The organism is Streptomyces sp. JLSY215 (assembly GCF_059682825.1).
Genome location: NZ_CM185022.1, coordinates 8,730,525 through 8,745,182, shown reverse-complemented (window position 1 = coordinate 8,745,182; position 14,658 = coordinate 8,730,525). Strand labels below are relative to the sequence as shown.

The 14,658-nt window shown below is 71.7% G+C and carries 11 protein-coding genes; 9 read left to right on the top strand and 2 right to left on the bottom strand.

Annotation, left to right across the window (positions count from 1 at the left end; genetic code table 11):
• Positions 1–28 precede the first annotated feature (28 nt).
• From AC5677_RS38615 to AC5677_RS38590, 6 genes are all read left to right on the top strand, one after another.
• Positions 29–1,156 carry a low temperature requirement protein A gene (locus tag AC5677_RS38615; RefSeq protein ID WP_497192534.1) on the top strand — a complete coding sequence of 376 codons (1,128 nt, stop codon included), beginning with the start codon at positions 29–31 and terminating at the stop codon, positions 1,154–1,156.
• Between the two features lie 1,076 nt (positions 1,157–2,232).
• Positions 2,233–2,808 (top strand): Dps family protein, encoded by a 576-nt coding sequence (locus tag AC5677_RS38610; protein ID WP_497192533.1) that lies wholly within the window; start codon positions 2,233–2,235, stop codon positions 2,806–2,808.
• 186 nt (positions 2,809–2,994) lie between these two features.
• The gene (locus AC5677_RS38605) at positions 2,995–4,362 is read left to right on the top strand and encodes a cytochrome ubiquinol oxidase subunit I (RefSeq protein WP_497192532.1); all 1,368 of its coding nucleotides are present in this window, start codon (positions 2,995–2,997) and stop codon (positions 4,360–4,362) included.
• Positions 4,355–5,617 (top strand): cytochrome d ubiquinol oxidase subunit II, encoded by a 1,263-nt coding sequence (locus AC5677_RS38600; protein ID WP_497192531.1) that lies wholly within the window; start codon positions 4,355–4,357, stop codon positions 5,615–5,617. The genes AC5677_RS38605 and AC5677_RS38600 overlap by 8 nt, the downstream gene beginning before the upstream one ends.
• On the top strand, positions 5,614–7,350 hold the full coding sequence (locus tag AC5677_RS38595) for an ABC transporter ATP-binding protein/permease (protein ID WP_497192530.1): 1,737 nt from the start codon (positions 5,614–5,616) through the stop codon (positions 7,348–7,350). The genes AC5677_RS38600 and AC5677_RS38595 overlap by 4 nt, the downstream gene beginning before the upstream one ends.
• Positions 7,347–8,972 (top strand): ATP-binding cassette domain-containing protein, encoded by a 1,626-nt coding sequence (locus AC5677_RS38590; RefSeq protein WP_497192529.1) that lies wholly within the window; start codon positions 7,347–7,349, stop codon positions 8,970–8,972. The genes AC5677_RS38595 and AC5677_RS38590 overlap by 4 nt, the downstream gene beginning before the upstream one ends.
• A gap of 21 nt (positions 8,973–8,993) precedes the next feature.
• Here AC5677_RS38590 and AC5677_RS38585 read toward each other — a convergent pair whose 3' ends face one another.
• The gene (locus tag AC5677_RS38585; protein WP_497192528.1) at positions 8,994–9,608 is read right to left on the bottom strand and encodes an FMN reductase; all 615 of its coding nucleotides are present in this window, start codon (positions 9,606–9,608) and stop codon (positions 8,994–8,996) included.
• Positions 9,605–10,702, bottom strand: a complete 1,098-nt coding sequence (locus AC5677_RS38580) for an LLM class flavin-dependent oxidoreductase (RefSeq protein ID WP_497192527.1) — start codon at positions 10,700–10,702, stop codon at positions 9,605–9,607. Before AC5677_RS38580 ends, AC5677_RS38585 begins: the two co-directional genes overlap by 4 nt.
• A 263-nt stretch (positions 10,703–10,965) precedes the next feature.
• On the opposite strand from AC5677_RS38580, the gene AC5677_RS38575 reads away from it, so the two are divergent.
• The 3 genes from AC5677_RS38575 (at position 10,966) to AC5677_RS38565 (ending at position 14,584) form a co-directional block, all read left to right on the top strand.
• Positions 10,966–11,499 carry an NmrA family NAD(P)-binding protein gene (locus AC5677_RS38575; protein WP_497192526.1) on the top strand — a complete coding sequence of 178 codons (534 nt, stop codon included), beginning with the start codon at positions 10,966–10,968 and terminating at the stop codon, positions 11,497–11,499.
• A gap of 50 nt (positions 11,500–11,549) precedes the next feature.
• Positions 11,550–12,386, top strand: coding sequence for an alpha/beta fold hydrolase (locus AC5677_RS38570; protein ID WP_497192525.1), 837 nt, complete (start codon positions 11,550–11,552; stop codon positions 12,384–12,386).
• A 311-nt stretch (positions 12,387–12,697) separates the two neighbouring features.
• On the top strand, positions 12,698–14,584 hold the full coding sequence (locus AC5677_RS38565; protein WP_497196913.1) for an amidohydrolase: 1,887 nt from the start codon (positions 12,698–12,700) through the stop codon (positions 14,582–14,584).
• Positions 14,585–14,658: the final 74 nt, after the last annotated feature.

The window sequence follows — 14,658 nt, the reverse complement described above, 5'->3', positions numbered from 1 at the left end:
GGACCCGGGTGCCAGGCGGTGGCGCACCATGGTGGGCCGCAACCCTGGCGAGCCGCACCGGACCGCCACTCCGCTGGAGCTCTTCTTCGACCTGTGCTTCGTCGTCGCGGTGGCGCAGGCGTCCACGAGTCTGCATGAGGCGCTGACGGAGGGGGACTACGCCAGCGGTGCGCTGCGCTTCGCGCTGGTCTTCTTCACCATCTGGTGGGCGTGGATGAACTTCACCTGGTTCGCCTCCGCCTATGACCCGGACGATGTCACGTACCGGCTGACGGTGCTGGTGCAGATCACGGGCTCACTCGTCCTCGCCGCCGGTGTGCGCCGCGCGTTCGAGGACGGGGATCTGCGCATCATCACGCTCGGGTACGTCGTGCTGCGGACGACATTGGCCGCGCTGTGGCTGCGTGCCGCGCTGTCCGATCCCGCCCGGCGGAGGACCACGCTGCGCTTCGCCACGGGGGTGATGTTGTGCCAGCTCGGCTGGGTGGGGTTGCTCTTCGTCCCGGATCCGGTGCGGCTGCCGGGCATCGTGGTGATGATCGTGGCCGAGGTATCCGTGCCGGTGTGGGCGCAGTCCGCCGGGATGACGCCCTGGCATCCGCGCCACATCGCCGAGCGCTACGAACTGTTCACCCTCATCGTCCTCGGCGAGTGCGTCGCGGCCGCCACCGTCGCCGTCCGCAGCGCCTTCGACCGGCATCACGGCACCGGTTCGCTGTACGCGCTGGCGGCGGGCGGCCTGCTCGTGGCCTACGCCATGTGGTGGCTGTACTTCACCAGACCCGCGCACACGCTGCTCGCCACGACGCACCAGGCGCATCGCAGGAGATTCTCCTGGGCCTACGGCCACTACCTGATCTTCGCCTCGGCGACCGCGGAGGGCGCCGGCCTGGCCGCGTACGCCGATCACGTCACGCGCCACGCCGAAGCCTCGTCGATTGCTGCCGGCGCAGCGGTCACTGTTCCGGCGGCCGTCTTCCTGATCACGGTCTGGGTCGTGCACCTACGGCCACACCAAAGGAGCCTGGTCGAGCGGATTCCGTTCCCCGTCGCCGCGGTCGGTGTCCTGATGGCCGCCTGGTCCTCGGCACCCGCGCTTCTCGCCGGTGTGCTTCTGACGGGCCTGGTCGGGTTGGTGACGATGCCGCGTCGGTGACCAGGTCGCGCGCAGGTCCAGCCCTGGGCCAAGGCGAATGGGCCGCGCGGACGGACACCGTACAGAGTGTTCGTCCGCGCGGACGCCATGCCGCCCATCACCTTGTCGGTCCGTCGTGCCTGCCTCCTCGCGGATCAGACCGGCGGCCTCCAGCGTCGACGCTCCTGGACCGCAGGCCTGCGAAAACGCTCTTGATCTGGACCACCTGCAGCGGAGGACGCCTCACTGCCCAGACGTTCCGGGTTGTCCCCCATCGTGATCAGCGAAGTGACGGCCGTGTCCGGACCGACGCCCACCACACCGAGCAGCTGCGGAGCGTGAGGCACCACGAGCCGGGGCAAGCGGCCTCCAAGTCCTGCACCCACTCGGTGAGCCGCCTTACTCCCCGGAAGCTCGCGCCCGCCCGCTCAGCACCGCCCGGCCCGCATTCTTGGCAGCGAACGGGTCCGGCTTCCCACGCTGGCGGCGGTCGGTCCGGCCGGGCGGGTGCACGCCGCACACTTCCGCGCCCTGTGCCGCCTGCCTGGCCCCAACTGAGAGGACTGCCGCCATGGAGTGGAGCAGCAACTTCCCGACCGATGGAGTAGAGCATGCACGGACGCATGATGAATGACGGCAAGCACGGAGGAGCCCCGTCCGACAAGCCGTGAACGCCGCCCCCACGCCGCCGTCCCCCGACGGCGATCGACCCAAGGTGGCCTGATGGCCAACCCAACGGGGCCTGGTCAGCTGCGGCCACGACCGGATCCGCCTGTACACCCATCGTGCGCCGGGGCGCCGGCGATGCCACTGGAGGCGTCGGCTGTGGGCCGCCAGTTCCCTGGTCCGCGGACTGGGCCGGGCGGTGTGCGCGGGACGGAGGCCACCAAGCCGGGCGGGCCGCCAGTGCACCACGTCGGGTGTCACGGGATCGGTGATGTCGGCACCGCCTGGCCTGCCCCGCCGCCGGATCGGACCTCGCCCGGCTCCGGTGCGCTGAGGGGCACCTACGCGTGCACTCGCGGACAACGCGGCCGCCGGTTCGACACCTAGCGTCGACCGCGTACGTTTCAGCACGACTTCGCAGGAGGCACGTCATGACCACCGGTTCCAAGCCCATCAGCAGCCAGCCGTGGCTGCATCAGAAGGGCTCGGTCATCCAGGAGTTCGGGACCGTCAAGCAGTTCCCCCTCGCACTGTCCTACGAGGCGCGCATGTACGCGTCCCAGCGTCTGAACAAGGTGCTGGCGGACACCCAGATCCTCCACGGCCTCTACAAGAAGCACCACTGGAGCATGCGGGGCGCGACCTTCTACCAGCTGCACCTGCTCCTGGACAAGCACGCGGGAGAGCAGCTGGAACTCGTCGACGCTCTCGCCGAGCGTGTCCAGACGCTGGGTGGTGTCGCCGTGGGCGATCCCCGGCACGCCGCCGAGATCACGTCGATTCCGCGCCCGCCGGACGGTGTGGAGGAGGTACCGGCCATGCTCTCCCGGCTGCTCGAAGCCCACGAGATCATACTCACGGATGCCCATGACGCGGCCGCCCGCACCGCCGCGCTGGGCGACGACGGCACCAACGACCTGCTGGTCTCGCAGATCGTCCGCACCGGCGAACTGCAGGCGTGGTTCCTGGCCGAGCACCTGGTCGACACCCCGCTGGTGCGCGCCTGAGCCGTCCGCATGGCACGCAGAAGGTGCGGTGTCGGGCGAGCAGACCCTCGGGCGCCCCGACGGCATCGGGCTGCGGGTGCCGCGCGCCCTCTTCCGCTCATGCGGTGCATGTCCCCGCATCGGGCGCGGACGACGTCCCGGTCCGCGCCCGACGCCCGTCACGTCTCTGCTCCCCCTGGAGTGCCCATGGATTCGTCCAGCGTCGCAGAACTGTCCCGATGGCAGTTCGCGATCACCGCGATCTTCCATATGACCTTCCCCGCGCTCACCGTCGGGCTCTCCGTGCTGCTCGCCGTCACTTACACGGTCTACGTGCGCACGGGCAATCCCCTCTACCTGCAGATCTTCCGGTTCTGGAAGAAGATCTTCGCCGTCGGGTTCGGCCTGGGCGTCGTCGCGGGCACGGTGATGACCTTCGAGTTCGGCCTGAACTGGGGGAAGTACGCCCATGCGGTCGGTCCGGTCATCGGGGTCACCATCGGGATGGAGGTGATCACGGCCTTCTTCCTGGAGGCGGGTTTCATCGGCCTGATGTTGTACGGGGACGGGCGGATCCGCCCCCGCACCATGGCCCTGGCCAGCTGGATGGTCGCCTTCGGAACCCTGCTGTCCACCACCTGGATTCTGTCGGCCAACAGCTGGATGCAGGACCCGGTCGGCTACCGGAAGGTCGACGGCCAGTTCCACGCGAAGGACTGGATCGACATCCTGTTCAACCCCGCCTTCGCCCACCGCTTCCCGCACATGCTGCTGGCCGTGCTGATCAGCGCGGCCTGGTTCGTCGGCGGCATCTCCGCCTGGTACCTGGTGAAGAAGCGGTCCTCCGCCCAGCCCATGGCCCGCCGCTGTCTGTCCATCGCCCTCGGTGTCCTCGGGGTTCTGATGCCGGTGCAGCTGTACGTGGGTGACGGCACTGCCGTCTTCATGGGACAGCACCAACTGCCCAAGCTGGAGGCGTTCGAGGGCAACTGGAAGAGCGACAACAACGGCTACAACCTGCTCGTCATCCCTGACACGGACAAGGGCGAGAACCGGCTGCACGTCGAGATCCCCTATCTCGGCTCGGTCATCGCCCAGGACCTCAGCGGCAGGACGACAACGCCCGGACTGCTGGGGACCCCGCCCGACGAACGCCCCAACATGTGGACCACCTTCTACGGCTTCCGCGCCATGTACTTCACCGCGCTGCTGATGTTCGGCACGGCCTTCGCCGGCGTGGTCCTGCGCCTGCGCCGGCGCCTGTACGACTCGTCGCGCTTCCTGCGGTGGATGGTGTGGATGACCCCAGCCGGGATCATCGCCATCACCGGCGGCTGGATCGTCGCCGAGACGGGCCGCCAGCCCTGGGTCGTCTACGGCCAGTTGCGCACCGCGGACGCGGTCTCCCACCTCAGCACAGCCGAAGTCGCCGCCACCCTCGCCGGCTTCGTCCTTCTCTACGTCACCCTGCTGGCCATCTGGGCCCGCTACATCGTCCGTACGGTCAAGGCCGGCCCCGAGGCGCTGCCCACCGGCCCCGCCTCGCCCGACGTCCCGGAGGCCCTCGTTGCTTGAGTACGCCGCTTACGCCCTGGTCCTCTTCTCACTGGGCATGTACGTCGTCCTCGACGGCTACGACCTCGGGGTGGGCATGCTCAGTCTGGCGGCGGGTCCCGAGCGCCGGCGGGAGTACGGCGAGATCGTCGCCACCGCCTGGGACGCCAACGAGAGCTGGCTCATCCTGGTCGGCGTGGTCCTCTGGGCCGGTCTGCCCGGCGCCTACGCCGTGGTGCTGCCCGGCGTCTATCTGCCGCTGATCGTCATGCTGGTCTCGATCATCCTGCGCGGACTGGGTTTGGAGATGCACAGCGCGGCGGGCCGCTACCGGCGGGGCTGGGCGCTGCTGTTCGGCGGGGCCTCGCTCGCGGCCACCGTGTGCCAGGGCCTCGTCCTCGGTGCCGTGCTCACCGGCCCGCAGCAGCGGGACGGTGTTTTCCACGGCGGGGCCTTCGGCTGGTTCAGCCCCTACGGCGTGCTGTGCGCCGTCGGCCTGGTCGTGGTCTACCTGCTGGCGGGGGCCGCCTGGCTGCAGGACAAGACCGAGGGGTGGTCCCCGTCGAGTGTCCGCCGCACCGGACGGTCCCTGCTGCTGGCCACCGTGGTCACGGCGCTCGTGCTCGGTCTGCTGCTGCCCGGCGCCGACCCGCAGCAGTTCGAGCTGGGCCAGCCGGTACGGGCCGTACTGTTCTGGCTCGCCGTGGGGGTCGCCGCCGTGGCCGGTGCCGTCGCCTGGCACGGGTTCGGCCGCAGCCCCGACTGGCGGCCGTTCGCGGCCGTGGCCACGATGACGGCCAGTGGGCTCCTGGGACTCGCCGTCGCCTCCCTGCCGGTGGTCGTGCCGCCCGGCCTGACCGTCCATCAGGCGGCGAGCCCGCACTCCTCCCAGCTCTTCCTCGTTCTCGGCGTCGGCCTGTGCATGCCGTTCGTGCTGGCCTACAACATCCGCGCGTGGCGGAGTTTCCGCGGCAAGTACAGCGATCCGGTGGAAAGCCCGCTACCGCCGCTGCCCGCCCGGGGCCGGTCGCTTCCGGACGTACCGGCGCCCGTCGGCCTGCCGCGCACGATCGTGCGGCGCATCGTGCTGACCGTGCTCGGCATCCTCGCCACCGCCCTCTCCCAAGATGTGTTCGGCGGTGCCTCCGATCTGATCGGACCGATCGGCGTCTTGGTGCTGGGCTGCGTCGCACTGGCAGCCTGGATCGTCGGCGACCGCAGGGACGGTCGCGCCGGATACTTCGACGCGGACACCGACGCGGAGACCACCTCGTGAGCGGCACCGCCGTACTGCTGGACGAACTGGCCGCGGACAGAACCAGCGATCCGGTGGCCGCCATGCTGAAGAGTTGGGCGGCGGTCGGTCGGCCCGAGCTGCGCCGCGCGGGAATCCTGCGCGGCGCGGCCCGGTCGGGCACGGTGGTGTGGGCAGGCGGGCTCTCCTGGGGTGCGCAACGCGGCCTGTCGGCACTGCACGGCGAACTGCCCGCGACGGCCCTGGTGCTGCCCGCCCTGCTGACCATCGCCGGAGTCGCCCTGCGCGCCGGACTGCTGGCCGCGGGCGACGCGGCAGCCGCTCGCGGCGCCCGCGTGGTCCGCGAGACGTTGCGCCGCCGGATCATCGAGACGGCACTGCCCACCCGCGGGCCGGCCCGCGCCGACCTGGACGAGGCGGCGCCCGCCCGGGCCATCGACGGCGAGGTGGACCAACTGACCGACTGGCTGACCGGTTACCTGCCCGCGCGGACCACCATGCTGCTCGGCAGCGGTCTCGTGCTGGTCTCCATCGCCTGCAGCAGCTGGTTCGTCGCCCTGCTCGTCCTGGCCGCCACCCCGCTGCTGCCGGCCAACCTGAAGGTCATCGGTCTGGGCACACAGAACGCCGTCCGCGCCCAGCTGACCGGGATCCGTACCCATCAGGCCCGGCTGCTGGACCATCTGCGCGGGCTGCCCACCCTGGTCGGGCTCGGCGCGCACGACGAGGCGGCCCGCGCGCTGGAGCGGGACGACCGGGAGGTCGCCCGTCGGACCGGGAAGGTGCTGCGGATCGCCTTTCTGTCGACCGCATGGGTCGAGCTGCTCATCACCGGCACCCTCGCCGTGGTGGCCACCTACTGTGGCCTGGTCCTGCTCGACTACCTGCACCTGCCCGTCGTCCCGGACCGCATGAGCCTGTCCGTCGCGCTGTTCGTCCTCGTCCTGGCACCCGCCTACTTCGCCCCGGCCCGGGACCTGGCCGCCGGCTACCACGCCCGCGCCCAGGCCGCTGCCGCGGCCGAGCTGCTGGCCCCGGTCCTGGACACACCCGAGGAGGCGGACCTGCCGTCGGCCGCGCCGCTCCGGCCGGCCCGTGGCGCGGCGCCTCCCGGGGTGCGCCTGGAAGCCGTGACGGTCCGTCATCCGGGGCGTGCGGCGCCTGCCCTGGACCTCGTCGATGTGCGGATCCCACCGGCCCGGTGCCTCGCCGTCACCGGACCGAGCGGGGCGGGCAAGTCCACCCTGCTTGCCGTGGCGGCGGGGCTGTCCGCCCCACACGAGGGACGCGCGCTCCACATGCTGGACGGACGGCCCGTCCCCGCCGATCCCGGCCGGGTCTCCTGGGTGGGCCAGCCGGCGCACCTGCTGCCCGGCACCCTGCGCGAGAACCTTCTCCTGGCCCGGCCGACTGCGAGCGACCACGACCTGCTGGGCGCCATCGCCTCCCTCGGCTTCGAGGACCTGCTGACCGCGCTGCCCCAGGGACTGAACACACCGCTCGGCGAACGCGGCACCGGCCTGTCCTCCGGCCAGTCCCAGCAACTGGCCCTTGTCCGGGCGTTGCTGCGGGACGCGCCCCTTCTGTGCCTGGACGAACCCACCGCGCACCTCGACCCGGAGGCGGAGCGGCGGGTCCTGTCGGCGCTGCGGACGCTGGCCCGCGACCGTACGGTCCTGCTCGCCACCCACAGTCCGGCGCTGCTGCCGCTGGCGGACCAGGTCATCACGCTGAAGGACGGGAGAATCCGATGACCGGGACCGGCGCCTGGCGTCTGCTGCGCAGGGCGGCTCCGCGCCGCGCCCTGCTGACCGGCACCCTGCTGGCCGTCGCGGCCGAACTCAGCGGTGCCGCGCTCCTCGGTGTGTCCGGATGGTTCCTGACGACCTGTGCCGTGGTCACCCTCCAGGCCAACACCACGTGGTCCTGGATGTATCCCTCGGGCGCCGTGCGGACGTTGGCCCTGGCCCGCACCGGACTGCGCTACCTCGAACGCCTGGTCAGCCACCGGACGTTGCTGTCCGCCTCCGTGGCGCTGCGCACCCGGCTGGCCCGCGGCGCCGCCCGGCTCACCCCCCGTGAGCTGCGCGGACAACGCGACGGAATACTGCTCGCCCGACTCACCTCCGACGTGGAGACCGTCGCAGGTCTGCCTGCGAACGTCTGCGCACCGCTCGCGGCGGCGGTCATCACCGCGTGCCTGATCGAGATCCTGCTGCTGGGGGCGATGCCGCTCCTGGGCGCGGCCGAGTTGGCCGTCTGGGCGGCCGGGCTGGTCTGCGCCCGGCGGGCCCACCGCCGCGCGCGAGCCCATCTGGGTACAGCCGCCGAGGCCAGGGCCGCACTCCGCACCATGCTGCTGGGCAGCCGGGCCGCCTTCGACGAACTGCGCTGCCTGGACGCCGTACCACAGGCGCGACGGGCGGCAACGACCGCGATGACGGCCGTCGAGTCCGCCGAGTGGGCCGCCGCCCGAGCCGAACGGCTGGGCCTGCTGGCGCTGCGCCTGCTGGCCGCCGTGGGTCAGGCGTCGGTGCTGGTGATCGCCCTGTGCGCGGGCCCGGCGCAGCCCGTCGCGGTCGTGGTGGGCGAGGTGCTGCTGATGGCCACGGGGTGGGAGTTGCTGGAGCGGCTGCCCCGGTTGCTGCACCTGCTGAGCCAGGCAGGCGACGCGGCCGGACGCCTCGCGCCATTGGACGCCGAACAGCCACCCGCAGGTTCCCAGCGGCCGACAGCACATGTCCTGGGGACGGCCGGACTGCCGCTTCCCGGCTCGTCGGCGGCTCTCACCACGAGCCTGTCCGGACCCGGCCTGGTGCTGGTCACCGGCCCCAACGGCAGCGGGAAGTCAACCCTGCTCGGACAGCTCGCCGGACGGATACCGGCCCCTTCCGGCACGGTCCTCCTGGGCGGCACGCCTCTGCACGAACTGCCGGCCCAGGTCGCCGCCGAGACGATCACCCTGGTCGAGGCCGACGACTGGCTGGCCGACGACACGGTGGCGGCCAATCTCCGTCAGGCTTGCCCCTCGGCCGACACCGCCGCCCTGCGGGCCGTACAGGAGGTGGTCGGCCTCTCCGCGCTGCCGCTCGACGCTCCGGTGGGCCCCGGCGGGCGTCTGCTGTCCCAGGGGCAGCGGCGGCGCCTCGCGATCGCGCGCGCCGTGCTGCGGCGCCCCCCGGTGCTCCTGCTGGACGAACCCACCGCCGGTCTGGACCGGCCCACCGCCGAGGCTCTGCTGACCGAGCTGTTCCGGACGCTGCCCGAGACCTCGGTGGTGATCGCCGTGCAGGAGCAGGACCTCGGCCTGCTCGCCCGGACGCCGGCCGCGGTCATCCGCCTCGGACGAGGCGGGGACCGGGCCGGCGTCGGTTAGGCCGGGCCCGTGGTGGCGGCCTCAGTCCAAGCGCAGGTCGGACAGCTGCCGTTCGAGCGCGGTGACGTCGTCCTCGGGTGCCGCCTCGGACGGACGGGCGGCCATGAGGGCGGCCAGCTCGCCGCCCGCCCGCCGGATGCGGGCGGGCAGTCCCTCCGTGGAGGCGTCGCCGCCCGACCCCCAGTCCTCGGACGCCGCGTACACCGCGGTGGGGACGACGGCGGCGCGCAGGTAGGAGAACAGCGGACGCAGCGCGTGCTCCAGGACCAGGGAGTGGCGGGCCGTGCCTCCGGTCGCCGCGATCAGGACCGGCTTGCCGCTGAGAGCCTCCGGATCGATCAGATCGAAGAAGGACTTGAACAGGCCGCTGTAGGAGGCGGTGAACACGGGGGTGACGGCGATCAGACCGGCGGCGCCCGTCACCGCGTCGATCGCGGCCGCCAGCGGGGGCGGCGGGAAACCGGTGACGAGATTGTTGGCGACGGCGACGGCCAGTTCGCGCAGCTCGACGACCTGGGTCTGCATGTCGAGTCCCTGAGGGGCGAGTTCGCCGTGGACCGCCTCGGCGAGACGGTCCGCGAGCAGACGGGTGGAGGACGGGGTGCTCAGCCCCGCGGAGACGGCGACCAGCTTCATGCGGCGGTCTCTCCCGTCGGGGACGCCGGGGCGGCGACCCGGGCCGCGTGCGTCGGCGCGTCCGGCACATCGGCGGGGCGTCCGTTGGCGAACTCCTTGCGCAGTACGGGCACCACCTCTTCGCCGAGCATGTCGAGCTGTTCCAGGACGGTCTTCAGGGGCAGGCCCGCGTGGTCCATGAGGAACAGCTGGCGCTGGTAGTCGCCGACGGTCCCGCGGAAGGACAGCGTTCGATCGATGACCTGCTGCGGTGAGCCCACCGTCAGCGGGGTCTGCTCGGTGAAGTCCTCCAAGGACGGTCCGTGGCCGTAGACCGGCGCGTTGTCGAAGTAGGGACGGAACTCCCGTACGGCGTCCTGCGAGTTCTTCCGCATGAAGACCTGCCCGCCGAGACCGACGATGGCATCTTCGGGGCGGCCGTGACCGTAGTGGGCGTACCGCCGCCGGTACAGCTGGACCATCCGCCGCGTGTGCTCGGCCGGCCAGAAGATGTTGTTGTGGAAGAAGCCGTCCCCGTAGCGGGCCGCCTGGTCGGCGATCTCCGGGGAGCGGATGGAGCCGTGCCAGACGAAGGGCGGTACGCCGTCCAGCGGGCGGGGAGTGGAGGTGAAGCCCTGCAGGGGCGTGCGGAACTTCCCCTCCCAGTCGACGACGTTCTCGCGCCACAGCCGGTGCAGCAGCGCGTAGTTCTCCCGGGCGAGCGGGATGCCCTGCCGAATGTCCTGCCCGAACCAGGGGTAGACGGGACCGGTGTTGCCGCGCCCCAGCATCAGGTCCACCCGGCCGTCGGCGAGGTGCTGGAGCATCGCGAAGTCCTCCGCGATCTTCACGGGGTCGCTGGTGGTGATCAGCGTCGTGGCGGTGGAAAGGATCAGCCTCTCGGTGCGGGCGGCGATGTGGCCGAGCATCGTGGTCGGTGACGACGGCACGAACGGCGGGTTGTGGTGCTCGCCGGTCGCGAAGACGTCCAGGCCCACCTCCTCGGCCTTGAGTGCGATGGCGACCATCGCCTTGATGCGTTCGTGCTCCGACGGAGTACGGCCGGTGGTGGGATCGGGCGTCACGTCCCCGACCGTGAAGATGCCGAACTGCATGGGTCCCTCTTCTTCCGGTAATCGTGTGCGGTGGGGAACGCTAGGCGCCGGTCGCACGACCGTCATGACTCTGCGCGCACCGGGACGCGCCCTCCAGCGCCCTCCTCCCACGCGTCGGCCCCGTGCGCTGTCCTCCGGCACGGATGATGACTGCCGGGGCCGGCTGCCGATCCGATGCCCCTCTGCTGGGAGAGGAGTCCTTCGATGGGCGATGAACCGGTGTTGGTGCTCGCGACGACCGGTGGACAGGGCAGGGCAGGGCCGTGATCGACGCGCTGCTGGCCCGCGGGGCCCGGACCAGGGCGCTGGTCCGCGACCCCGGCCGCAGTGCCGCGCAGGAACTGGCCGACCGGGGCGTGGACCTGGTGGCGGGTTCCCTGAGCGATCCCGGGTCCCTCGCCGCGGCCATGAACGGGCACGGTGCAGGCCGGCACCTGAAGACCGTGCACCACGGGGTCGGGGGGACCGTGTCTGCGGGCTCACTCGACGTCGTAGTGCAGCGGATGTCATCGGCCGCGACCACCAGGACATCGCCGAGGCCCGTGAGGAGTGGCGACGCGGGTCGGACCGCTTCGGCAGCGTCGCGGGCTACCCGGGGGCCGTCTCCCCTCCCCCGGTCCTGCCCGCGACGCCCCTCACTCCGCGCGGGCACCCCCGCGTGCCGCAGTCCGGCTGAGCCGGCGCCACACCGGCCCGGCCGCGCTGAATTCCGGCCCCACCGGGTACGCCCTCCTCGGGCGCTCTCGGACGACACGCAGTGCTCTCAGCGGCAACCGTTCGCGTACCGCCGGCCCTAGCTTGTGGCCCGTCGCAGCCACAGGCGCTGCCCGGAAGAGAGAGACGAGCCATGCCGTTCATAACCGTCGGCCAGGAGAACTCCACCCCCATCGACCTCTACTACGAGGACCACGGCTCCGGGCAGCCGGTCGTCCTCATCCACGGGTTCCCGCTGAACGGGCACTCCTGGGAGCGGCAGAGCTCCGCGCTGCTCGACGCCGGCTACAGGGTGATCACCTACGACCGCCGTGGGTTCGGCCGGTCCTCCCAGCCGACCGTCGGTTACGACTACGACACCTTCGCCGCGGACCTCCACACGGTGTTGGAGACTCTCGACGTCCGGGACGCGGTGCTGGTCGGCTTCTCGATGGGCACCGGCGAGGTCGCCCGATACGTGTCCACCTACGGCTCCGCCCGGGTCGCCAAGGCCGCCTTCCTGGGCTCCTTGGAGCCTTACCTGCTCAAGACCGACGACAACCCGGACGGGGCCGCCCCGAAGGAGTTCTTCGACGGCATCGTCGCGGCGGTGAAGGCCGACCGCTACGCCTACTACAGCGCATTCTTCCGGGACTTCTACAACCTGGACGAGAACCTCGGGACCAGGATCAGCGACGAGGCCGTCCGCAACAGCTGGAACGTCGCCGCGGGCGGGGGCGCGTACGCCGCCTCGGCCGCGCCGTCCACCTGGTACACCGACTTCCGGGCCGACATCCCGCGCATCGACGTGCCGACCCTGATCCTGCACGGGACGGGCGACCGCATCCTGCCGGTCGACAGCACCGGACGCCCCTTCCAGCGGGCGCTGCCCTCCGCCGAGTACGTGGAGATCGAAGGCGCGCCGCACGGCCTGCTGTGGACCCACGCCGAGGAGGTGAACGCGGCGCTGCTGGCCTTCCTCGCCAAGTGACCGCGGCGGCAGCCCGCCCGGCCTGACCCGAAGCCCCGGTTCCCCGTCCTGCTCGGACGCGGGTACCGGGGCTTCACGCCGTCCGCCGCGGCTTCAGCGGGGGCCGTGGCCTTGACGACGGCCGCCCCCGGTGCGCTACCGGAACGGAGACGGTGCGCTGTGGGCAAATCGGAGACCAGGAACCTCGCCTAACTTCCTGTCAGGCGTGTGAACGAGCCGGGCCGTGACCTCGGCACGGTCGAACACCCCCTCCGTCGCCCGCACCGTGCGGCGGTCCGAACCTGTCACAGGAGGCTGACGAGGTGCCTGCAATGCCGGTCGGCGGGCTGGTTCCCCGCGCCGTCGAGGACGCCGCTGACGTCGTCGTCCGCAACGCGAAGATCTACACCGGAGACGTCCGCCGTCCGCGGGCCGGCGCCCTGGCCATCCGCGACGGCCTGATCACGGCAGTGGGGGACGACGCGGACATCGCCCCGGCCGTCGGACCGTCCACGACCGTGGTCGACGCGCTCGGCCGGTGCGTGGTGCCCGGGCTCAACGACGCGCATCTGCATGTGATCCGCGGCGGCCTCAACTACGTCCTGGAGCTGCGCTGGGACGGCGTGACCTCGCTGCGCCAGGCCCTGGCGATGCTGCGGGACCAGGCCGCCCGCACCCCCAAGGGGCAGTGGGTGCGCGTCGTCGGCGGCTGGTCGTGCGAGCAGTTCGCCGAGCGGCGGCTCCCCACGCCCGCCGAACTGAACGAGGCCGCGCCGGACACCCCAGTGTTCGTCCTCCACCTCTACCAGTCGGCGATCCTCAACCGCGCTGCGCTGAAGGCCGTCGGCTACACCAGGAGCACCCCCGACCCCAAGGGCGGCCGGATCGTCCGGGGCCGGGGCGGCGAGCCCAACGGCATGCTGCTGGCCGCCCCGAGCGCCCTGGTCCTCTATTCCACGCTCGCCAAGGCCCCGGCACTGGAGGGCGACGACCGCAGGACGTCCACCCGGCACTTCCTGCGTGAGCTGAACCGCTTCGGGCTGACCTCCGCGATCGACGCCGCAGGTGGGTTCCAGAACTTCCCCGAGAACTACGCCACGGTGACCGAGCTCGCCCGGGAGGGGCTGCTCTCGCTGCGCATCGCCTACCACCTGTTCCCGCAGACCCCCGGCCAGGAGCTCGACGATCTCACCCGCTGGGTCGAGACGGTCCGCCCGGGGGACGGCGACGCGTGGCTGCGGCTGAACGGCGCCGGCGAGAACCTCACCTGGGCGGCCGCCGACTTTGAGAACTTCGCCGAACCTCGCCCCGAACTCGACGGATATGAAGGTGAGTTCGAGAAGGCCGTGCGTCTGCTCATGGAGCACGGCTGGGGCTTCCGGCTGCACGCGACCTACGACGAGACGATCCGCCGTGACCTGGCGGTGTTCGAGAAGCTCGCCGCCGAGGGGCTCTTCCCCGCCGGAAACCGGTGGCTCTTCGACCACGCGGAGACCGTCTCCCGGGACAGCCTCGACCGGATCGCGGCGCTCGACGGCTCTGTTTCCGTGCAGAACCGGCTCTCCTTCCAGGGTGAGGTGTTCACCCGCCGGTACGGCCTCGGCGCCGCCGCACAGGCCCCACCGATCCGCGCGATGCTGGAGCGCGGGCTGACCGTGGCCGCCGGTACGGACGCCACCCGGGTGTCCTCCTACAACCCCTGGATCGCCCTGCACTGGCTGGTCTCCGGCCGTACGGTCGGCGGCCTGACGGTGCGGCCGCCGCAGAACCGGGTGGACCGGGAGACCGCGCTCGCGATGTACACCACGGCGGGCGCGGCGCTCACCGGCGAGCAGGACGTCAAGGGCGTGCTGCGACCGGGCTGTTACGGCGACCTGGCCGTCCTGTCCGACGACTACTTCACCGTGCCCGAGCGGGACATCCCCCACATCGAGTCCCTGCTGACGGTCGTCGGCGGCCGGATCGTCCACGCCGCGGCCGAGTACGAGGAAATGGACGAGGAGCTCCCGGCGGTCAGCCCCGCATGGAGCCCGGTCGCCCACTTCGGCGGCTACCAGAACGGCCACCGCGCCCGCACCGGAGCCGTCGGCGCGGGCGCCCGCCAGGCGGAGTTGATCGAGCAGGTCGTCGCGGAGTCGGAGCTGCACCGCCGGTGGCGCGTCGGACGCGGCCTGGCGACGGAGCACCACCAGCCGTTCGACCCGTGCTTCCTCCTCTGACGCGGCCCGCCCGACCGCCCCCTTCCAGATTTCCTCCACGGATCACCGTGCGAAGGACCTCCCCAGAACCGAAA